This is a genomic window from Actinomadura kijaniata NBRC 14229, from assembly GCF_001552175.1.
Lineage (GTDB): Bacteria > Actinomycetota > Actinomycetes > Streptosporangiales > Streptosporangiaceae > Spirillospora > Spirillospora kijaniata.
Window position 1 is genome coordinate 1 of sequence record NZ_BCQR01000207.1, and the last position, 19,301, is coordinate 19,301.

Genomic DNA, 19,301 nt, shown 5'->3' on the forward strand with positions numbered 1-19,301 from the left:
GGCCGCGCCTCAGCTCGCGCGGCGGCGGCCGTTGCGGGCCTGGCGCTGCCCGTCCGGCCGCGCGCCGACCAGCCCGCCGGAGTCGCCGCGCGGCGCGAGCCAGTCATCGAAGCCCTGCCCGGTGACGCGCTCCAGCAGGCGGATGTCGGCCTCGAAGTAGGGCAGCAGCGCCTGGCGCTGCTCCCAGGTCAGCGGCTGCCGCGGCCGGGTGTCGCGTTGCAGGGCGCGTTCGAGCGGCTCGGTGACCCGGACGCCCAGGTCGCCGGGGAGCAGCGCGCCCGCCGTCACCCCGGCCCGCAGCGCCCGCGCCAGGACGCGGTGGCGCGCCGTGCGCTCGGGGTGGGCGGTGACGTTCTCGCGGGGGACCTCGGCGACGAGCCCCGGCGTCACGCCGAGGAAGTCGCAGATCCGGTCCAGCGTGCGCGCGGGGTCCTCCAGCAGCTCGCGGTAGCGGAAGACCAGGACCTGCTCGCGCGGGAACAGCGTGTACAGGTGCTCCAGCTGCTCGCCGTACCGGCCCAGGCGGACGTAGTGCCAGAAGTCGGCCCAGCCCGCCGCGATCCGGCGTTCCTCCTCCTGGCACGCGCGGACCACGTCGCCGACGGGCTCCAGCCCCGCCGACCACAGGTGCGTCCAGTTGGAGTGGGCGCGTTCCACCGGGTCGCGCAGCACCGCGACCAGCCGGGCGTGCGGGACCAGCGCGCGGATGCGCCGCTGGGCCTCGCGGTCGTACAGGTAGAAGGGGGTCGCCTCGCCGCGCCGCGCGCCCTCCGGCGCGCCGCCGAACAGCGCCTCGTAGTCCGCGCGGCGCCAGACGTGCTCGCGGTAGGTCTGGGCGTCACCGGGCCCGCCCCTGGCGGGCGGGGGCCCGTCGGTGAGGAAGAACTTGGGCTCCTTCACCGGGGACATGTACAGCTCCGGATGGCGGTCCAGCGCCGCGTACAGCGCCGTCGTCCCCGCCTTGGGAGCGCCTACGACCAGGAAGTCCGGCAACGCCATCGCAACCCCTCGCTGAAGCCACACCCGACGCGATAAGCCGACTATATCCACTAATTTGGTAGGAAAAAGGGGATCCCCGTCCCCGCGGAGAGAAATGGATCACACCGCGGCCCGTCCGCCGCGCCCAGGGGGCGCGGCGAACGGGGACGTCACAGCTTCTCGACCGGTGCGTACCGCAGGACCAGGCGCTTCACGCCGTGCGGGTTGCCGAAGTCGATGCTGGCGGCGGCCCGGTCGCCCGCGCCGTCCACCGTCACGACCCTGCCCAGCCCGAACGAGTCGTGGGTGACCTTGTCGCCCGGCGACAGCGCCGGCACCGGCCTGCCCCCGGCGGCCCGCGTGCCCGGCCGCGACGCCAGCGACGTGGACGCCGACGTCTTCAGCGACGCGCCCTCGCGCTCCCAGGCCACCAGGTTCACCGGCATCTCGCCCAGGAACCGCGACGGCGGGTTCACCTGCGGCGCGCCCCACGAGGACCGCATCGTCGCGCGGCTCACGTACAGGCGCTGCCGGGCCCGGGTGATGCCGACGTAGGCGAGGCGGCGCTCCTCCTCCAGCTCCTTGGGGTTGCTCATGGCGCGCAGGTGCGGGAAGACCCCGTCCTCCATGCCCGTCAGGAACACCACCGGGAACTCCAGGCCCTTGGCGGTGTGCAGCGTCATCAGCGTGACGACGCCGTCGTCGTTCTGCTCGGGCTGCTCGCCGGGCGGGACGGGCCCGCTCTTGGCCCCGCCGGGGATCGAGTCGGCGTCGGCGACCAGCGACACCTGCTCCAGGAACTCCACCAGCCGGCCCTCGGCGGACTCGCCGTCCAGGCGCTCCTCGAACTCGCGGGCGATCGCCTCGAACTCCTGGAGGTTCTCGACCCGGGTCTCGTCCTGCGGGTCCTTGGACTCCTGGAGCTCGGCCAGGTAGCCGCTGCGGACCAGCACCCGGTCCACCAGGTCGGCGGGGGTGGCGGTCTCGGCGACCTCGCCCAGCTCGTCCAGCAGCGCCACGAACTCGCGGACGGCGTTGATCGAACGCGTCGCCATGCCCGGCACGTCCTCGGGCCGCCGCAGCGCCTGCCAGAACGAGATCCGCTCCCGCGACGCGTACGCCTCCACGCACGCCTCGGCCCGGTCGCCGATGCCGCGCTTGGGGACGTTCAGGATGCGCCGCAGCGAGACGGTGTCCTCGGGGTTGGCCAGCACCCGCAGGTAGGCCAGCAGGTCGCGGACCTCCTTGCGGTCGTAGAACCGCAGCCCGCCGACGATCTTGTAGGGGAGGCCGACGCGGTTGAACACGTCCTCGAACACGCGCGACTGGGCGTTGGTCCGGTAGAAGACCGCCACGTCGCGGGGCTTGCAGTCACCCGCGTCGGTGAGCCGGTCCACCTCGGCGGCGACGAACGCGGCCTCGTCGTGCTCGTTGTCGGCCACATAGCCGGTGATCTTGTGGCCCTCGCCCTGGTCCGACCACAGGCGCTTGGGCTTGCGGTCGGCGTTGCGCTCGATGACGGCGTTGGCGGCCGACAGGATCGTCTGGGTGGAGCGGTAGTTCTGCTCCAGCAGGATCGTGGTCGCGTCGGTGTAGTCGCGCTCGAACTCCAGGATGTTGCGGATCGTCGCGCCCCGGAACGCGTAGATCGACTGGTCGGCGTCGCCGACCACGCACAGCTCGGCCGGGCCGATGCCCTCGACCGGCGCGGTCAGCTCGCGGACCAGCTCGTACTGGGCGTGGTTGGTGTCCTGGTACTCGTCGACCATGACGTGCCGGAACCGCCGCCGGTAGTGCTCGGCGGCCTCGGGGAAGACCTGGAACAGGTTGACCGTCAGCATGATCAGGTCGTCGAAGTCCATGGCCCCGGCCTGCTGGAGCCGCGCCTGGTACATCTCGTACGCCTGGGCGAGGGTCTGCTCCATGTGGGTGGAGGCCCTGGCCTTGAACGTCTCGTAGTCGATCAGCTCGTTCTTCAGGTTCGACACCTGGGCGCTGAACGACCTGGGCGGGTACCGCTTGGGGTCGAGGTCCAGCTCCCGGCAGCACAGCGCCATCAGCCGCTGCGAGTCGGCCTGGTCGTAGATCGAGAAGCTCGTGGGGAACCCCAGCCGCTTCGCCTCCCGGCGCAGGATCCGCACGCAGGCGGAGTGGAAGGTCATCACCCACATGGCCCGCGACCGCGGCCCGACCAGCGCGTCGACGCGTTCGCGCATCTCGGCGGCGGCCTTGTTGGTGAAGGTGATCGCCAGGATCTGGCCGGGGTGAACGTCGCGTTCGGCCAGCAGGTGGGCGATGCGGTGCGTGAGCACTCGGGTCTTGCCCGAGCCCGCGCCGGCGACGATCAGCAGGGGCGAGCCGGAGTGCGTGACGGCGGCGCGCTGCTGCTCGTTCAGGCCGTCCAGCAGAGGGTGAGCTTCGGTCTTCGACATCATGTGCGAGTCTACGGCGCGGCGGCGGGCGATTCGGTCCGGTCGCGCGGAACGCGCTCTCCGCCGCCGCCCGACCGGAAGAGGACAAACGCCGCATGGAACGCGCCACGGGTTGACTCCCCCGCGGGACGGACGGAACGTGGGCGCGCAGGGCGGAGCACGGCACCGGGATCGCCACGGGCCCGGCCGGACGCCCCCGAATCGCGCGCCCACCCCGACCGGAGCGCGCCCGAGGCCGCCCGCCCGCGATCGCGTCGGGCCAGCAGAGGCCCACGCACGGTGACGGAAGGTGGAATCAACGATGATCCACCAGCACGACGTGCAGTCCCAGCAGATGACCGCGGCGGCGGTGTCCGGCATCGTCCCGCAGGTCCAGGCCGCCGAGCCGCAGCGGATGCGGGTCCCGGAGGAGCGGACGCGCCTGCTCCCGCCGGCGCTGCGGATCGAGGGCGCCGCTCCCCCGCAGCCGCGCCCGGTCCCGGTCCCGGTGCCCCAGATCACCGGGCACCGCTTCCTGATCTACAAGCAGGACCCGACGGTCGCCGAGCTCGGCGTCCGCGTGGTCTACGTCCCCACGGTCGTGCTGAACGGCCCCACCGACGCGCGCCTCACCACCGTCCTGCCGGGCGTCACCCCGGTCTCCCGCAACGCCAACGGCGACTTCGTGTTCCAGGCCAACACGCCGCAGTTCGACTGCGCGGCCACGTTCGCGGTGGTGCGGCAGACCCTGGCGATGTACGAGCGGCACAACGGCGGCGAGCCGATCCCGTTCGCCTGGAACGTCGGCGGCAACACCGACCGGCTGAGCGTCCACCCGCGCGCGGGGACGGGCGCGAACGCGTTCTACAGCCGGACCGCGAAGGCGCTGAAGTTCCTGTCGTTCACCCCGCAGGGCGGCACGCAGGAGATCGTGACCTGCCGGTCGCTGGACATCGTCGCGCACGAGGCGGGCCACGCCATCCTCGACGGCCTCAAGCCGGGCTGGCTGGGCGCGAACCAGCCGCCGCAGACCGGCGGGCTGCACGAGGCGTTCGGCGACCTGACCGCGATCTTCCTGGCGCTGGCGCAGCCCGACCAGGCCGAGGCGCTGGTGGCGATGACCCGCGCGAACCTGCACGACCGGTCGTTCCTGCCCGCGATGGCCGAGGAGTTCGGCCTCGGCCTCGGCCACCCGTTCGGCCTGCGCAACGCCGACAACGACCTCAAGCTCAGTGAGGTCGGCAACGAGGTCCACGCGATCTCCCAGGTGTTCACCGGGGCGATCTACGACGTGCTCGCCGACGTCTACGTGTTCGAGGCGCAGCGGCAGCGGCGCACCAAGGACCCGGCGCTGGTGCTGATCGAGGTGGCGCAGAAGCTGTGCAAGCTGCTGTTCGACGCGATCGTGGCCGCGCCCGCGACCGGCGCGACCTACGTCGACGTCGCCAACCGGATGCTGCACATCTCCGCCGGGCAGGGCGACCCGGTGGTGTACCGGACGTTCATCCGCAACCGCTTCGCCGTCCGCGAGATCACCACGGCCGTGACGCCGCTGGACGACCTGATGAGCGGGCGGATGCGGATGAGCGACGCCGACTACACCGGCGACGGGAGCGGGGACGTGACCGAGGTCGGCGTCTCCGACGAGAACTCGGCGAGCCTGCGCGCCGAGCAGGACCGCTCCCGGTGCTGCGGCACCATGCAGATGCCCGAGTACCGGGTCGTCGACGAGCAGATGCTCGCCCAGCGCGGCGAGATCACCAACGACGACATCCTCCGCAACGAGCTGGACGAACTCCGCCGGGCCTTCACCAAGTAGGAAAAACCTCCCCCACTCCCGGTCGTCCCGCGCGAGGACGGGCAGGACGACCGGGAGACCCCGGCCCCGAGCGGGAGGCGTGACCATGCGCGTGAAGATCGAGAGCACCGGCGGCTTCTCCGGCACGGAGATGATGGTCGCGAAGTACGACACCGACGAGCTGCCGAAGGAGCAGGCCGACCGGGTCCGCGAGGCGGTGGAGCGCCTGTCGGAGGACGACGGCGCCACGTCTCCCGGCGAGATCGGCGCGGACCTGCCGTCCTACCGGATCACGATCGGCGACCCCGACGACGACCCGAAGGTGTTCGAGATCTGCGGCGAGCGGAGCGAGGAGCGGGACGCCCTGCTGGCCACCCTGCTCCAGGGCCCGGCCGAGCCGAAGGAACGCCCGGAAGAGGCCGCCCGCCGAGAATCCCCACCAAGCCCCTCGGGCCTCTGACCCACCCTTCGAAGCGCTTTCGCCACGCCCTCCCCACAGACCGGACGTCGCGCTAGCCCAGCTTGCGATACTCCCGCGCCTCCTCGGCCGCGGCCACGACGGCGGCGAGGTCGCCCCCGGTCGCGGCCGCGCTGGCCGCCGCGACCGCGCCCTCCACCAGCGGCGCGTCGGCGAGCACGACCGCGCCGTCGGCGTCCTCGGTGTACAGCCGCGCGGTCATGACGGAGCTGCCGATGTCGGCGAGCAGCACGACGCCGCCGCCGTCGTCCACGGCGGCGACGGCGCGTTCCAGCAGTTCGATGCTCGTGCCGAGGCCGCCGTCGTCGGTGCCGCCCGCGCCTTCGACGCGGGCTGCGCCGAGCCCCATCGTGCGCGCCAGTTCGACGACGCCGTCCGCGAGCGTGCGGCTGTGCGACACGACGACGATCCCCACCAAGGCGGCTCCCCTCAAGAAACGGTGTCGGCCAGGGCCCGCAGCAGCAGAGCGGTGGACGCCGCGCCGGGGTCCATGTGTCCCTTGCTGCGTTCGCCCAGGTAGCTGGCGCGGCCCTTGTGGGCCTGGAGCGGGACGGTCGCCTCCGCGCCCCGTTCGGCGGCGTCGGCGGCGGCGCGGGCGCAGGCGGCCAGGTCGCCGCCGTCGTCGCGGGCCTGCTCGAACGCGGCGACGGCCGGGGCGAGCGCGTCCACCATCGTCTTGTCGCCCTGGGCCGCCCGTCCCAGTTCGGTCACCCCGTCCAGGGCGGCGCGCAGCGCGGTGGCCAGCGCGGCGGCGTCGATCTCGGCCGTGTCGCCGAGGGCCTTCCCGGCGCGGCGCAGGGCCGTTCCGTAGAGGGGCCCGGACGCGCCGCCGGTCTTGGACACCAGCGCCCGCCCGGCTGCGACCAGGACCTTGCCGGGCGGCGCGTCGCCGGGCAGCGCGGCCACGGCGGCGGTGAAGCCCCGTTCCAGGTTGTGGCCGTGGTCGCCGTCGCCGATCGCGGCGTCCAGCCGGGTGAGGCGCTCGGCGTCGGCCGCGACCCGTTCGGCGGCCGTCCGCACCCAGCGTTCGGCGGCGCTCATCGGCCCCACCGCAGGGCGGGCGTGTCGACGGGGGCGTCCCAGAGGCGCAGCAGTTCGGGGGTCGTCCGGCAGACGGTGATCATCACTCCGGCCATCTCCAGGCTCGTGACGTAGCCGCCGACCAGGGGGCGCGCGACCGTCGCGCCGTGTCCGGCCAGCCATTCGGCGGCGGCGGCGTAGGCGATGTACTGCTCGATCAGCGGGGTGCCGCCCATGCCGTTGACCAGAACGAGCAGTTCCTGCCCGGCCAGCGGCATGTCCGCGTCGATCGCGGTCAGCGCGGCGTCCACGATCTCCCTGGCGGTCGCGGCCTTGGCGCGTTCGCGGCCGGGTTCGCCGTGGATGCCGATGCCGAGCTCGATCTCGTCCTCGCCCAGCTCGAACGTCGGCCGCCCGGCGGCGGGGACCGTGCACGGGGACAGCGCGACACCGAACGAGCGGGACCGTTCGTTGACCTCGCGCGCCACGTCGGCGACCGCCGTCAGGTCCGCGCCCTCCTCGGCCCGCGCCCCGGCGACCTTCTCGACGAACAGGGTCGCGCCGGTGCCCCGGCGGCCCGCCGTGTAGGTGGAGTCCTCCACCGCGACGTCGTCGTCCACCACGACCGAGGCGACCTCGATGTCCTCGTCCTCGGCGAGTTCGGCGGCCATGCGGAAGTTGAGGACGTCGCCGGTGTAGTTCTTGACGATGTGGAGCACGCCCGCGCCGCCGTCCACGGCCGTGGTCGCGGCGAGGATCTGGTCGGGCACGGGGCTGGTGAACACCGCGCCGGGGCAGGCCGCGTCGAGCATCCCGGGGCCGACGAACCCGGCGTGCAGCGGCTCGTGCCCGGAGCCGCCGCCCGACACCAGCGCGACCTTCCCGGCGCGCGGCGCGTCGGCCCGCACCACCGTCCCGGCCTCCGGGTCGACGCGCAGTGAGGGGTGCGCGGCGGCCAGCCCGCGCAGCGCGTCGGTGACGACGTCGGCCGGAGCGTTGATGAGTTTCCGCATGTCCCTGCCACACCGTTCTGGAGTTCCGGTGCCCGCCGAGCGTTGGGGCGACTGGGGTCCTACCCCGCCGCCGCGGACGCGACTCCCTTTGCGGGCGTTCCTCCGGCCGGATTCGGTCATCGGGCTCCGGCGGGGCCCGGGGGCCCGCGGCGGCGGAGATGTCGGCTTCGACGCCTATGGTTGAAACCGTGACTAACGTTCTGGACGACAACGAGGTCAGCCGCATCCTGGTGGTCATGGCGCATCCCGACGACGTCGACTTCGGCGCGGCGGGGACCGTCGCCGGATGGACCGACGAGGGGATCGAGGTCACGTACCTGATGGTCACCGACGGTGACGCGGGCGGGTTCGACGACGGGATCACGCGGACGGAGATGGCGGCGCTGCGGCGGGACGAGCAGCGGGCCGCGGCCAAGGCGGTGGGCGTGACCGACGTCCGCTTCCTCGGCTACCCCGACGGGCGGGTGGAGGCGACGCTGGAGCTGCGCCGCGACATCGCCCGGGTGATCCGGCAGGTGCGGCCGGACCGGGTGCTGATGCCGTCCCCGGAACGCAACTACGAGCGCATCTACCCCAGCCACCCCGACCACCGGGCCGTGGGGTCGGCGGCGCTGGACGCCGTGTACCCCGACGCCCGCAACCCCTACGCCCACCCCGAGCTGCTGACCGAGGGGCTGGAGGCGTGGACGGCGCGGGAGGTGTGGCTCACCGGCGGGCCCACGCCGAACCACACCGTGGACGTCACCCCGCACTTCTCCCGGAAGGTCGCGGCGCTGAAGTCGCACGCCACCCAGGTCGGGCACATGCCGGACGGGGCGCTGGAGGAGATGCTGACCGGCTGGATGGGCGCCAACGCGGCGGCCGCCGGTCTGCCGGAGGGCAGTTTCGCCGAAACGTTCCAGGTCGTGGACACTGCTTGAGCCCGCCGGGCACCGCTGAGACCTCCGGAAGGAACCCATGAGCAAGATCCTGTTCGACTGTGACACCGGCATCGACGACGCGCTGACGCTGCTCTACCTGGCCTCGCTGGTGCGCTCGGGCGACGCCGAGCTGCTCGCGGTCGGCACCGTGCACGGCAACATCGACCCGCGGACCGGGGCGCTGAACACACTGCGGGTGCTGGAGATGACCGGGCTCGGAAGCGTTCCCGTGGCGATCGGCGCGGGGCGCCCGATGGCGCAGGACGTGCACTTCGCGCTGGAGTGGCACGGCCGGGACGGGCTCGGGGACACGTTCCTGCCCGAGCCGCAGGGCGCGCCGACCGGCGAGTCGGCCCCGGCGCAGATCGTCCGGCTGGCGCGGGAGCACCCGGGCGAGCTGACGATCCTGGCGACCGGACCGCTGACGAACCTGGGCGCGGCGCTGCTGCTGGACGCCGAGCTGCCGTCGCTGGTCCGCGAAGTGGTGATCATGGGTGGGGCGTTCGACCACCCGGGCAACATCACCACGCACGCCGAGGCGAACATCTGGCACGACCCGGAGGCCGCGGACCTGGTGTTCGCGGCGGACTGGCCGGTGGTGCTGGTGCCGCTGGACGCCACGCACCCGACGGCGGTGGGCGACCCGTGGCTGGCGAAGCTGGCGGCGCACGACTCGGACGCGGCGCGGTTCGCGACGCGGATCCTGGAGTTCTACGTGACCGCCTACACGCCGACGCTGAAGCGGCGGGGCGCGGTCATCCACGACGCGCTGGCCGCGATGCTGGTCGTCGAGCCGAAGCTGTGCGAGTACACCGAGCGGCCCGTGCACGTGGAGCTGCGCGGCGCGCTGACGCGGGGCGCGACGGTGTGGGACGCGCGGTCGCTGCCCGCCGACGACGACCGGCGTCCGGTGCGGGTCGCGACGGGCGTGGACGTGGCGGGGTTCCAGGACCGGCTGCTGGCGGCGGTCCTGTCGCTGTGACCGGCGGCGGGTGACGCGCGCCACACGTCCCGGCGTCTTGTCGGGCGGCGGCGGGCCTGGTTACCGTGCGGTGATCGCGACCGGGGAGACCGGGAGAACGCATGCCGTACGAGATCGAGGCCACCGCCGCCTCCACCGCCGCCCCCGAGGTGGTCTTCAAGCATCTGGCGGTGGCCGAGGCGTGGAGCGAGTGGGGGTCGTTCCCGACCCGGGCGCGGCGCGAGCGCGCGGGCGACGAGCACCCCAACGGCGTCGGCGCGGTCCGGCGGATCCCTCCGGCGCGGGAGCGGGTCGTGCTGTACGAGCCGCCGCGCCGGTACGGCTACGTGGCGTTGTCGGGGCTGCCGGTGCGCGAGTACCGGGCCGAGGTGACGCTGACCCCGCACGGGCTCGGCACGCAGATCACGTGGCGGGGCGCGTTCGAGCCGCTGGTCCCGGGCACCGCCGGGCTGGTCAGGGTGTTCCTGGGGCGGCTGCTGCGGTCGTTCGCCCGGCGCGTCGCCTACCACGCCGAGCACTGCGAGCCGGGCTGCCCGGCCCGGCTGCCCGACGTGGTCTAACGGGGCCGCGGCCACGCACGCGAGCGCGCCACCTGACCTGCGAGCCCTCGCCTTCGGCTGCGGGCCCGCAGGTCAGATCGTGAAGCGATGCCGCGCTCGCCAGGACCTGGTGAGAAGCGAGCCTCCAGGCGAGCGCCGCGCGTCAGGGCTTCAGAGGGGTACCGCCTTCGCCAGGATCGCGTCGACGGTCTCCTCGACGGTCATCCCGGTGGTGTCGAGCCAGAGGCCGAGGCGGGGCGTCTGCTCGCGGAGGACCCGGTCGAGGGACGCGACGGTGAAGTCCTCGCCGTAGGCGGTCTTGGCGCGGCGCTCCTCGCGTTCGGCCACGGCGGCGGGGTCGGGGGCGAGGACGACCGCGTACCGGGGGCGCGTGCGGACGCGCTCGACCATCCAGGGCAGGTGCTCTCCCAGCACGACGTCCTGCACGATCGCGGTGAAGCCCGCCTCGGCGTAGGCGTCGGCGGTCCGCGCGGCCAGCCCGTGGCGGAGCCGGAGCTGGGCCAGGGCCTCGGCGGAGGGCTCGGCGGACATCTCCTCGCGGCCGCCGACGACGAACCTGCGGAACGCGTCCCCGCGCACGTGCGCCGAGCGGGGCAGCCGTTCGGCGAGGGCCTGCGCGACGGTGGACTTGCCCGCCGCCTGGACACCGGTGATCAGGTAGACCGCGCTCATGCCGCCAACATGGCACAGATGATCAAGAGGGGCGAGCGGTTTTCCGGGTCCGGCGCAGCAGGGTCCCCAGCAGCCCGACCAGTTCGGCGGGGCCGTCGGGGTCGCCGGCGGGGCGGGCGAGGACGGGCAGCGGGCCGAGGGTGTCGAGCACGATCCCGGCGCGGTGCAGGTGGAACAGCAGGGCCAGCAGCGCGGCGCGGGCGTTGCCGTCGGCGAACGGGTGGAAGAAGCACACGTCCAGGTACGCGCGGGCGGCGCGCGGCAGCGGCGGGGCGTCCTCGGCGAGGTGGGAGTCGAAGCGTTCCCGCAGGCCGGGGGCGATGCCGTAGCGTTCCCGTCCCCGTTTGGCGAACGCCGGAGCGGTACGGAACGGGGCCTCGTCCACCCCCAGCACATGCCGCTGCCACCCGGCCAGCAGCGCGAAGTCCAGGTCCCGCCCCTCGTCGGCGGCGCGGCGGGCGTGCTCCAGCGCGGTGAGCAGGCGGGCGGCGCGTTCCGGGAGCAGGGAACGGACGTGGTCGGCCGCTCCGTCGCGGGCACCGCGCACCGGCTCCTCGGGACCGCCGAGGTCGTGCCAGGGCGTCGCCGCGCGGACGCGCAGCCAGGCGTCCAGCGCGTCGCCGTCAGGCATCGCCGTCCAGCCGGGACAGGTCCGCGGCGAGGCGTTCGCCGACGTCGGCGATGGCGCCGGGCGCGGGCGTGATCCAGCTCTCGAACCGGCCGCCGATCGCCCGCCGGACCAGCCGGTCGGCGTCCCGCTCGGCGACGCCCTCGCCGGTCAGGTACCAGCGCAGCACGGTCTCGGCGGTCCCGTACCAGGCGTCCTCGGCGAACGTGCGGTCCAGCACCTGCGTGACCAGGTGGACGGCGGCGCGCTCCCACATCAGCTCGCGGTCGGGCGGCGGCGTCGCGCGGATCGGGAAGCGCGCGAACCGCTCGGCCAGGTCCTCCAGCCACTCCCGCCACTCCACGAGGCAGTCGGCGATCCGCTCCAGGGTCTCCTCCGGCGCCCCGATCGAGTGCTGGGCGCAGCACCAGCCGTGCACCGGCCCGCCGCCCCCGGGCTCGCTCGTCGTCCAGGACCACCCCGCCGCCCAGGGCCCGTAGCGTTCGACGAGGGCGGCGGTGAGCTCCGACGTCCAGCGCTCCGCGACGTCGCGGCTCCCCTGCCCGTCCGGTGCCCGCGCGGCCGGTTCCAGCGAGCGCACGACCCCGTACGCCTCGTCGGGGTCGAAGGGATGGCGGGCCGGATCGACGTCGGTCCAGCTCAGCAGGCGGGGGTTCGGAGTGGGAGCCACGCTCGCAGCCTAGGCGTCCTCGCCGCGGACGAGGCCGGTGAGCACCTGCCGGATGATCCGCGCGAAGAGCGCGTCGCCGCCGAACGCGTCCTCGGGCGCGCCGTCCGCCAGGGCCGCCGCCAGCCTCGGGTGGCGCCCGCCGGTCGCGGCGGCCGCCAGGTAGGCGGCCTGCGCGACCTGCCGTGCGCCGGGGGCGCGGCGGCCGTGCAGCTCGACCCGGGCGAACAGGGTCACCAGCCCGGACACGACGGCGACCGCCTCCATCGCCGCGCGGCCTTCGAGCCCGGCCGGTTCCAGGGCCTCCAGGGCGCGTTCCAGGTAGGCCAGCCCGTTCGGGCCGGTCCTGAGCGGTTCGGGCGGGAGCTCGGCGAGCCACGGATGCCGCAGGTGGACGGCCCGGGCGCGGACGGCCAGGGCCGTCAGGTCGGCCACCGGGTCACCGGTCGGCGGAACGCCCAGGTCGATCTCCCCGGCGACCGCGTCGGCCATCAGGTCGAGCACGTCCTCGCGCCCCGACACGTACCGGTAGAGGGAGGCCGGGCCGGTGCCGAGCCGCCGGGCCAGCGCGCGCAGCGACAGCGCGTCCAGCCCGTCGCGGTCGGCCAGCTCGACCGCGGCGGAGGTGATCTGGGCGCGGCTGCGTTCGGGCGCCGGTCCGCGGGCGCCCCGGTCGGGCCGCTCCCACACGGTCGTCGGCCGTTCGGCGTCCGTCTCGTCAGTCACGTTCCCCCGCCGGTCCCCTGTCGGTCTCGCACCGCCCGCCATGCCCTAGGGTAGTAACTGCGAACATCGATCGCAGTTTTTGGGAGGGGTCATGGACACGACCACGCCGTGGACGCCGGTCCGCTGGGCCGAGAACGGTCCCGTCAGGCTGGCCTACGACCGGTTCACCGAGGGTGCGGACGGGGAGCCGCTCCTGCTGGTCATCGGGCTCGGCGTGTCCCGCCGCTGGTGGCCGGACGGCCTGTGCCGCGCCCTCGCCGCGCGCGGGTTCGCCGTCGCCAGGTACGACCAGCGGGACGCCGGGGAGTCGACCCACCTGCCGCGGGAGTCCGCCGGAGGCCCGATCGGGGCGCTGCTCCGCCGCCGCGAGCAGCCCTACACCGCCGAGGACATGACCGACGACGCGGTCGCGGTCCTCGACGCGCTCGGCTGGGACTCGGCTCACCTGTTCGGCGCGTCGCTCGGCGGCGCCGTCGCGCAGCGGACGGCCGTCCGCCATCCGGGCCGGGTCCGCACGCTGACGTCGGTCTCCGCCGTCCCCGGCGACGCGGCGGGCCTGGCCGCCCTGCGGTACGTGCGGCTGCGCACGCTCGTCCGGCTCGCCCGCGTCAAGCACCCCGACACGCCCGAAGGGGACGTCGAGGCGGGGGTGGAGGTGGCGCGCATCCTGGCCTCGCCCGGCCGTCCGTTCGACGAGGCCGCCGCCCGCGAGCTGATCACCGGCCTCGCCGACTCGGGCGTGCGGGACACGACGGCACAGAGCGGCCAGATCGGCGCCCGGTGGCGCGGGCCCGCGATCGACACGATCGCCGTTCCGACGCTGGTCCTGCACGGCGCGGACGACCCGCTGATCAAGCCGAGCGCCGGGCGGCGCGTCGCGGCCCGCGTCCCCGGCGCGCGGCTGGAGCTGCTCCCCGGCATGGGCCACGACCTCCCCGAGGACGTCTGGGACGACATCGCCGCGCGGGTCCGGCACCTGGCGGACCCGCGCCGGACCCCCGCCTGCCCCTCCCGGTCACCCCTGGAGGAAACCCCCGATCTCCCGAGCCACGGTCTCGGGCTCGTCCGGCATCGACAGCACGTACGCCCCGGGCACCTCGGCGTACCGCCCGGCGGGCAGCGGCTCGGCCAGGCGGCGGCCGTGCTCGGTGGCGCGGACGAGCTCCCGCCGGTCGAACGGCCCGCGGCCGTAGGCCGGCAGGTCGCGCCGGACGGCGGGGTCGCCGACACCGAACCCCTGCTCCGCGAGGCCGCCGCGGAGGTGATGGAGCACCGGGTGGCGGAGGGCGTGCGCTACCTCACCGGACGCGGGCTTCCCGGGGACGAGGCCCGCGATGTCACGTTCGCCCTGCTCACGGCGTTTCAGGACGCGTTCGCCATGGCCCGCGCGCTGCGCTCCACCGAACCGTTCCCCGCCGCCGGGCGTACGGTCGCGGCCCACGTCGCCGCCCTGGGTCCCCGGCGCGGTCAGCGGCGGTGCGCGGGCGGTCAGCCGACGGTCAGCAGGCGCGGCCAGAGTCCAGGACATCGACAACGGCAACGACACGAGGAGTCACCGTGACGAAGGTCCTGATCTCCGGCGCGAGCATCGGCGGCCCGGCCCTGGCCTGCTGGCTGGACCGGTACGGGTTCGAGGTCACCGTCGTGGAGCGCGCGGCGGGCGGGCCGCGCCGGGGCGGGCAGGCGATCGACGTGCGCGGCCCCGCGCTGGAGGTCGCCGGGCGGATGGGCGTCCTGGACCGGCTCCGCGAGCGGCGCGTCCGGATGCGCGGCATGTCCATGGTGGACGGCGACGGCAACGAGCTGTTCCGCACCGAGGAGCGCACCCTCACCGGCGGCGACCTGGACAGCCCCGACGTCGAGATCCTGCGCGACGACCTGGCGGACGTCCTGATGGACGCCGCCGGGGACGGGGTCGAGTACCTGTTCGGCGACTCGATCGCGGCGCTGGAGGACGGGCCGGACGGGGTGCGGGTGACGTTCGAGAACGCCCCGGCGCGCACCTTCGACGTCGTCGTCGGCGCGGACGGGGTCCACTCCAACACGCGGCGGCTGGCGTTCGGGCCGGAGGAGCGGTACACCAGCTACCTCGGCACCTACATGGGCGTGTGGACCGCGCCGAACTTCCTCGGGCTGGACCGCTGGCAGGTGTTCCACCAGATGCCCGGCAGCGACGTCGGCGGCGGCGTGATGAGCGTGCGCGACAACGCCGAGCTGCGCGTCTACCTGGGCTTCCGGACCGAGGAGCCGATCGCCCACGACCACCGCGACGCCGAGGCCCAGAAGCAGATCATGCTGGACCGGCTGGGCGGGTGCGGCTGGGAGATCCCGCGCCTGCTGGAGTACATGTGGGACGCGCCCGACTTCCACTTCGACGCGACGACGCAGATCCACATGGACTCCTGGTCCACGGGCCGGGTCGTGCTGCTCGGCGACTCCGGCTACTGCGGGTCGCTGCTGTCGGGGATGGGCACCACCATGGCGATGGTCGGCGCGTACGTGCTGGCCGGTGAGCTGAGGCGGGCGGACGGCGACCACGCGAAGGCGTTCGCCGCGTACGAGACCGAGCTGCGCGACTACGTCGCCGCCAACCAGCGGCTCGCCCTCGACAACAAGAGGCGCGTGGAGGCCGCCCAGGCCGCCGAGCTGGGCGACGCCGGGGCCGCCGAGGCGATGACCGAGGGCCTGGCGGACTTCGAGTCGGTGGCCAACGGGTTCGTGGTGAAGGACTACTGACGGCCGGGACGTCCGGCCCGCGCGGGCCGGGCGTCCGGCGGGTCAGTCGCGGGCGGGGCGGCGGGACAGCCAGGCCGCCGCCAGCGCCCCGGAGACGTTGTGCCACACCGAGAAGATCGCGGCGGGGAGCGCCGCCAGCGGGCTGAAGTGCGCGGCGGCCAGCGAGGCGGCCAGGCCGGAGTTCTGCATGCCGACCTCGAACGCCAGCGCGCGGCTGCCGCGCTCGCCCAGCCGGAAGACCCGGCCGGAGAAGTAGCCGAGCAGCAGGCCGAGACCGTTGTGCAGGACGACGGCGACCAGCACCAGGACGGCCGCCGACCTGATCGCGGCGGCGCTCCCGGCGACCACGATCGCGACGATGACGCCGATGGCCGCCACCGACAGCCAGGGCAGCACCCCGGTCAGCCGCTCGACCAGCCCGCCCGCGACCGTCCGCACGACGAACCCGGCGACCACCGGCAGCAGCACGGTCTTGAGGATGTCGACGACCATCGACCCGGCGTCCACCGGCAGGAACTCCCCGGCCAGCAGCAGGGTCAGCGGCGGGGTGAGCACGGGGGCCACCAGGGTCGAGACCGTGCCGATCGAGACCGCGAGGGCCGTGTCGCCGCGCGCCAGGAACGCCACCACGTTCGAGGCGGTGCCGCTCGGCGCGCAGCCGACCAGGATCAGCCCGGCGGCCAGCTGCGGCGACAGGCCGAGGGCGTGGGCGATCACCCAGCCCAGGCCCGGCATGATCACGTAGTGCGCGGCCAGCCCCAGGGCGACCGCCCACGGGCGGCGGGCCACGCCCCGGAAGTCCTGCCCGGTCATGGTCAGGCCCATGCCGAACATCACGACGCCGAGCAGGTACGGGACCGCCTCCTTCCCGCCGCTCAGGGTGTCGGGGGCCAGCAGCCCGGCGGCTCCGGCCAGCAGCACGAGGACGGGGAAGACGGTGACGGCGCGGCGGGCGACGCGGTCGGGAGCGGCGCCGTCCACCTCCTGGCGGGGAGATCGTTCAGTGTGCACCGCGAAAGGTAAACCGTTCCACGCCGCCGAAGGCAAGGGGATCTCACCACGTGGACGCAGGTCACGCGGTGTCTCCCCGGCCGCCCGGCCTCAGACCAGACGGCGGGCGGCGGCCCAGCGCGACAGCTCGTGCCGGTTGGACAGCTGGAGCTTGCGCAGCACGCTGGACACGTGCGTCTCGACCGTCTTGACCGAGATGAACAGCTCCTTGGCGATCTCCTTGTAGGCGTAGCCGCGCGCGATCAGCCGCAGGACCTCGCGTTCCCGCTGGGTGATCTGGTCGAGCTCCGGATCGACCGGCGGGGCGTCGGTGGCGGCGAACGCGTCCAGCACGAACCCCGCCAGGCGCGGCGAGAACACCGCGTCGCCCTCGGCCACCCGCCCGATCGCGTCGGTCAGCTCCGGCCCGGAGATCGTCTTGGTGACGTAGCCGCGCGCCCCGCCCCGGACGACCCCGATCACGTCCTCGGCGGCGTCGGACACCGACAGCGCCAGGAACCGCGACCGGACCGTGCCCTGCAGGCGGCGCAGCACCTCGATGCCCCCGCCGCCGGGCAGATGGACGTCCAGCAGCACCACGTCGGGCTCCGTCCGCTTGATCACCGCGACGGCCTCGTCCACGTCCCCGGCCTCGCCGACGACCTCGATCCCGTCCCCCAGCTCGGCCTTCACGCCGGTCCGGAACATCTGGTGGTCGTCCACCAAAACGATTCGCGTCACTTCTTGATCTCCAAGCGGACCTCGGTGCCCTCGCCCGGCGCGGTGCGGACCTTCGCCGTCCCGCCGTTGCGCTCCATACGTCCGATGATGGACCCCCGCACGCCCATCCGGTCCGCCGGCACCTGCTCCAGGTCGAAACCCCGGCCCCGGTCCCGCACGAAGATCTCGACGCGGTCGCCCTCGACCTCGGCGTACACCGACACCGACGGCGCGCCGGAGTACTTGGCGGCGTTGACCATGGCCTCGCGCGCGGCCTGGATCGCCGCGCCGAGCCGCTCGTCCAGCGGGCTGTCGCCGACCACGACGATCTCGATGGGCACGCCGTGGTCGTCCTCGACCTCCCCGGCGGCCCGCCTGATCGCGGCGGCGAACGTCTGGTCGGGGTCGTTGCGCGGCTGGTAGAGCCACTCGCGCAGGGTGCGCTCCTGGGACCGGGCCAGCCGCTGCACCTCGCGCGGGTCGTGGGCGTTGCGCTGGATGAGCGTGAGGGTGTGCAGGACCGAGTCGTGGATGTGGGCGGCGAGCTCGGCGCGCTCCTGGGAGCGGATGCGCTCGCCGCGTTCGGCGTCCAGGTCCTGCCACAGCCGCACCACCCACGGGGTGGCGATCACCGCGACGCCGGTGAGGATCACCAGCATCGCGATCACGACGGAGCGGGCCTGGGAGGGGTCGACGTTGCGGACCACGAACCCGCCGATCCCGCCGACCACCAGCACCAGCCCGAACACGCTGCGCAGCCACATGTGCCGCAGTGGCAGCACCCAGCGCTGGCGCTGCTCGCGGTCGGCCTGCTGCCACAGGATCGCCGCGCCGATGCCGCCGATCACGAACGGCCACAGCGCGGCCTGCGCGATCCCGGCGCTCCAGGTCAGCACGGCGAGCGCGGCGGTGACGGCGGTGTAGGCGAGCAGCTGGCCCCAGTCGCGGGGCGTCGGGAGGCGCGCGGCCGGGGCCGCCCCCTCGGCGGCGACCTGCCGGGGCACCAGCACCCAGAACGCGGCGTAGGCGGCCACACCGAGCCACACCGACGTCATGAGCAGCACGAACGCGGCACGCACGATGATCACGTCCACGCCCAGATGCGCGGCCAGGCCGCTCGCCACCCCGGCGACCAGCCTGCCGTCGGTTCGGCGTTCCAGCCGGGTCGTGGCGACTTCGTTCACTCCACGATCGTCACACGTCCGGCCGGTGGTCGGCATCCGGGCGTCCCCCCGGTTCCCCGGCCCTCCCCTCAGGGTCGGATCAGGGGTGCCCCCGATACCCCGCGCGCCCGGGAGGGTCCACGATGGTGGCCATGGTTGAGCAGCAGGTCCCGACCCACGCGTCGCCCCCGAGGCTGTCCCTCTCCCCGGAGGGCCGCATGATCGCCGGGGTCTGCACGGGGCTCGGCCGGCACACGGGCATCGACCCGGTGGTGTATCGGGTGGGGTTCGCGCTGCTGACGCTGGCGCACGGGCAGGGGATCCTGCTCTACATCGCGGCGGCGGTGCTGATGCCGCCGCGCCCGGAGGCGTACTCGCCGGTCGAGCAGTTGCTGCGGCGCTGGTTCGACGCCGCCGGGGCGCTGTCGATCCTGGGGGCGCTGCTGTCGGTCGGGGTGCTCGGGAGCCTGGTGGGCGCGGGGCTGTCGCCCGACGCGGTCGGGGCGGTGACGGTGCTCGGGCTGGTGCTGCTGGTCGCGCACGCCCGGGGCGCGAACTTCGTGGGGCTGGCGCGCTCGCTGCCCGAACGCCTCCAGGGCCACCCGCTCCAGGACCCGCCCGCCGCTCCCCCGGCCGCCGCGCCCCCTGTCACCACGGGTCCTGCCACCACGGGTCCTGCCACCACGGGTCCTGCCACCACGGGCCCGGGAACGCCGCCCCCGGGGGTGCCGCTGGGCAAGGGGCCGGGCGTGGCGGCGGCGAGCGGGCTCGCGCCGGGGATGGTCGATCTCGCGTCGTTCCGGTCGCGCCCGGCGCCGCCCGTGGACGATCTCCCGCGG

The 19,301-nt window shown here is 74.3% G+C and carries 20 protein-coding genes; 8 read left to right on the forward strand and 12 right to left on the reverse strand.

Translation table 11 applies throughout. The annotated features are described in order from the left end of the window. Positions 1-9 precede the first annotated feature (9 nt). Positions 10-999 (reverse strand): sulfotransferase family protein, encoded by a 990-nt coding sequence (locus tag AKI01S_RS42920; RefSeq protein ID WP_067831712.1) that lies wholly within the window; start codon positions 997-999, stop codon positions 10-12. Between the two features lie 149 nt (positions 1,000-1,148). Then, a complete protein-coding gene (gene pcrA, locus AKI01S_RS42925) occupies positions 1,149-3,410 on the reverse strand; it encodes a DNA helicase PcrA (RefSeq protein ID WP_084000808.1) in 2,262 nt (753 codons plus the stop codon). A gap of 301 nt (positions 3,411-3,711) precedes the next feature. Between pcrA and AKI01S_RS42930 the strand changes: the two genes are divergently transcribed. Both AKI01S_RS42930 and AKI01S_RS42935 read left to right on the forward strand, forming a co-directional pair. Then, positions 3,712-5,208 (forward strand): gluzincin family metallopeptidase, encoded by a 1,497-nt coding sequence (locus AKI01S_RS42930; protein WP_067831714.1) that lies wholly within the window; start codon positions 3,712-3,714, stop codon positions 5,206-5,208. An 85-nt stretch (positions 5,209-5,293) separates the two neighbouring features. After that, the gene (locus AKI01S_RS42935; RefSeq protein WP_157420558.1) at positions 5,294-5,647 is read left to right on the forward strand and encodes a protealysin inhibitor emfourin; all 354 of its coding nucleotides are present in this window, start codon (positions 5,294-5,296) and stop codon (positions 5,645-5,647) included. 52 nt (positions 5,648-5,699) lie between these two features. Here AKI01S_RS42935 and dhaM read toward each other — a convergent pair whose 3' ends face one another. From dhaM to dhaK, 3 genes are read right to left on the reverse strand one after another with little or no spacing between them, the layout of a single operon-like run. After that, positions 5,700-6,080, reverse strand: coding sequence for a dihydroxyacetone kinase phosphoryl donor subunit DhaM (gene dhaM / locus AKI01S_RS42940; RefSeq protein ID WP_369688775.1), 381 nt, complete (start codon positions 6,078-6,080; stop codon positions 5,700-5,702). Positions 6,081-6,094: 14 nt separating this feature from the next. Continuing rightward, complete coding sequence (dhaL, locus tag AKI01S_RS42945) at positions 6,095-6,706, reverse strand: dihydroxyacetone kinase subunit DhaL (protein WP_067831720.1); 612 nt, start codon at positions 6,704-6,706, stop codon at positions 6,095-6,097. After that, positions 6,703-7,698 carry a dihydroxyacetone kinase subunit DhaK gene (dhaK, locus tag AKI01S_RS42950; protein WP_067831722.1) on the reverse strand — a complete coding sequence of 332 codons (996 nt, stop codon included), beginning with the start codon at positions 7,696-7,698 and terminating at the stop codon, positions 6,703-6,705. Before dhaK ends, dhaL begins: the two co-directional genes overlap by 4 nt. 176 nt (positions 7,699-7,874) lie before the next feature. On the opposite strand from dhaK, the gene AKI01S_RS42955 reads away from it, so the two are divergent. The 3 genes from AKI01S_RS42955 to AKI01S_RS42965 all read left to right on the forward strand — a co-directional run bounded on the left by AKI01S_RS42955 (position 7,875) and on the right by AKI01S_RS42965 (position 10,160). Beyond that, on the forward strand, positions 7,875-8,618 hold the full coding sequence (locus AKI01S_RS42955) for a PIG-L deacetylase family protein (RefSeq protein ID WP_067831724.1): 744 nt from the start codon (positions 7,875-7,877) through the stop codon (positions 8,616-8,618). Positions 8,619-8,655: 37 nt separating this feature from the next. Next, positions 8,656-9,600, forward strand: a complete 945-nt coding sequence (locus AKI01S_RS42960) for a nucleoside hydrolase (protein ID WP_067831726.1) — start codon at positions 8,656-8,658, stop codon at positions 9,598-9,600. A 101-nt stretch (positions 9,601-9,701) separates the two neighbouring features. Continuing rightward, positions 9,702-10,160 (forward strand): SRPBCC family protein, encoded by a 459-nt coding sequence (locus AKI01S_RS42965; RefSeq protein ID WP_067831728.1) that lies wholly within the window; start codon positions 9,702-9,704, stop codon positions 10,158-10,160. Between the two features lie 150 nt (positions 10,161-10,310). Here AKI01S_RS42965 and AKI01S_RS42970 read toward each other — a convergent pair whose 3' ends face one another. The 4 genes from AKI01S_RS42970 to AKI01S_RS42985 are packed head-to-tail and all read right to left on the reverse strand — an operon-like array spanning position 10,311 to position 12,853. Further along, positions 10,311-10,832, reverse strand: coding sequence for an AAA family ATPase (locus AKI01S_RS42970; protein ID WP_067831730.1), 522 nt, complete (start codon positions 10,830-10,832; stop codon positions 10,311-10,313). A 22-nt stretch (positions 10,833-10,854) separates the two neighbouring features. Beyond that, a complete protein-coding gene (locus AKI01S_RS51385; RefSeq protein WP_067831732.1) occupies positions 10,855-11,463 on the reverse strand; it encodes a Fic family protein in 609 nt (202 codons plus the stop codon). Then, positions 11,456-12,130, reverse strand: a complete 675-nt coding sequence (locus AKI01S_RS51390) for a hypothetical protein (RefSeq protein ID WP_067831733.1) — start codon at positions 12,128-12,130, stop codon at positions 11,456-11,458. The genes AKI01S_RS51385 and AKI01S_RS51390 overlap by 8 nt, the downstream gene beginning before the upstream one ends. 9 nt (positions 12,131-12,139) lie before the next feature. Beyond that, entirely contained in the window at positions 12,140-12,853 is a 714-nt protein-coding gene (locus tag AKI01S_RS42985) for a TetR/AcrR family transcriptional regulator (RefSeq protein WP_245682021.1), read from the reverse strand. 91 nt (positions 12,854-12,944) lie between these two features. Here AKI01S_RS42985 and AKI01S_RS49905 point away from each other — a divergent pair, with 91 nt between their 5' ends. Together AKI01S_RS49905 and AKI01S_RS42995 are read left to right on the forward strand one after the other, a co-directional pair. After that, positions 12,945-14,414, forward strand: a complete 1,470-nt coding sequence (locus tag AKI01S_RS49905; protein ID WP_084000807.1) for an alpha/beta fold hydrolase — start codon at positions 12,945-12,947, stop codon at positions 14,412-14,414. Then, a complete protein-coding gene (locus tag AKI01S_RS42995; protein WP_067831736.1) occupies positions 14,411-15,589 on the forward strand; it encodes an FAD-dependent monooxygenase in 1,179 nt (392 codons plus the stop codon). Before AKI01S_RS49905 ends, AKI01S_RS42995 begins: the two co-directional genes overlap by 4 nt. Before the next feature lie 42 nt (positions 15,590-15,631). Here the strand turns inward: AKI01S_RS42995 and AKI01S_RS43000 are convergent, their stop codons facing one another. From AKI01S_RS43000 to AKI01S_RS43010, 3 genes are all read right to left on the reverse strand, one after another. Next, the gene (locus tag AKI01S_RS43000) at positions 15,632-16,600 is read right to left on the reverse strand and encodes a bile acid:sodium symporter family protein (RefSeq protein WP_067831738.1); all 969 of its coding nucleotides are present in this window, start codon (positions 16,598-16,600) and stop codon (positions 15,632-15,634) included. Positions 16,601-16,690: 90 nt separating this feature from the next. Next, positions 16,691-17,320, reverse strand: coding sequence for a response regulator (locus AKI01S_RS43005; RefSeq protein WP_067831739.1), 630 nt, complete (start codon positions 17,318-17,320; stop codon positions 16,691-16,693). Next, positions 17,317-18,483 carry an ATP-binding protein gene (locus AKI01S_RS43010; RefSeq protein WP_245682022.1) on the reverse strand — a complete coding sequence of 389 codons (1,167 nt, stop codon included), beginning with the start codon at positions 18,481-18,483 and terminating at the stop codon, positions 17,317-17,319. Before AKI01S_RS43010 ends, AKI01S_RS43005 begins: the two co-directional genes overlap by 4 nt. 131 nt (positions 18,484-18,614) lie before the next feature. On the opposite strand from AKI01S_RS43010, the gene AKI01S_RS43015 reads away from it, so the two are divergent. Continuing rightward, positions 18,615-19,301: PspC domain-containing protein (locus AKI01S_RS43015; protein WP_169814111.1), on the forward strand; the 687-nt coding region annotated here is incomplete at its 3' end.

What these genes read in the sequence shown, in the direction of transcription:
- AKI01S_RS42930 (WP_067831714.1), top strand. Translation starts at nt 3,712, where the DNA reads ATGATCCACCAGCACGACGTGCAGTCCCAGCAGATGACCGCGGCGGCG.
- AKI01S_RS49905 (WP_084000807.1), top strand. Translation starts at nt 12,945, where the DNA reads ATGGACACGACCACGCCGTGGACGCCGGTCCGCTGGGCCGAGAACGGT.
- dhaK (WP_067831722.1), bottom strand. Translation starts at nt 7,698, where the DNA reads ATGCGGAAACTCATCAACGCTCCGGCCGACGTCGTCACCGACGCGCTG.
- AKI01S_RS42955 (WP_067831724.1), top strand. Translation starts at nt 7,875, where the DNA reads ATGGTTGAAACCGTGACTAACGTTCTGGACGACAACGAGGTCAGCCGC.
- AKI01S_RS51385 (WP_067831732.1), bottom strand. Translation starts at nt 11,463, where the DNA reads ATGCCTGACGGCGACGCGCTGGACGCCTGGCTGCGCGTCCGCGCGGCG.
- AKI01S_RS42935 (WP_157420558.1), top strand. Translation starts at nt 5,294, where the DNA reads ATGCGCGTGAAGATCGAGAGCACCGGCGGCTTCTCCGGCACGGAGATG.
- dhaL (WP_067831720.1), bottom strand. Translation starts at nt 6,706, where the DNA reads ATGAGCGCCGCCGAACGCTGGGTGCGGACGGCCGCCGAACGGGTCGCG.
- AKI01S_RS42920 (WP_067831712.1), bottom strand. Translation starts at nt 999, where the DNA reads ATGGCGTTGCCGGACTTCCTGGTCGTAGGCGCTCCCAAGGCGGGGACG.
- pcrA (WP_084000808.1), bottom strand. Translation starts at nt 3,410, where the DNA reads ATGTCGAAGACCGAAGCTCACCCTCTGCTGGACGGCCTGAACGAGCAG.
- AKI01S_RS42970 (WP_067831730.1), bottom strand. Translation starts at nt 10,832, where the DNA reads ATGAGCGCGGTCTACCTGATCACCGGTGTCCAGGCGGCGGGCAAGTCC.
- AKI01S_RS42965 (WP_067831728.1), top strand. Translation starts at nt 9,702, where the DNA reads ATGCCGTACGAGATCGAGGCCACCGCCGCCTCCACCGCCGCCCCCGAG.
- AKI01S_RS42960 (WP_067831726.1), top strand. Translation starts at nt 8,656, where the DNA reads ATGAGCAAGATCCTGTTCGACTGTGACACCGGCATCGACGACGCGCTG.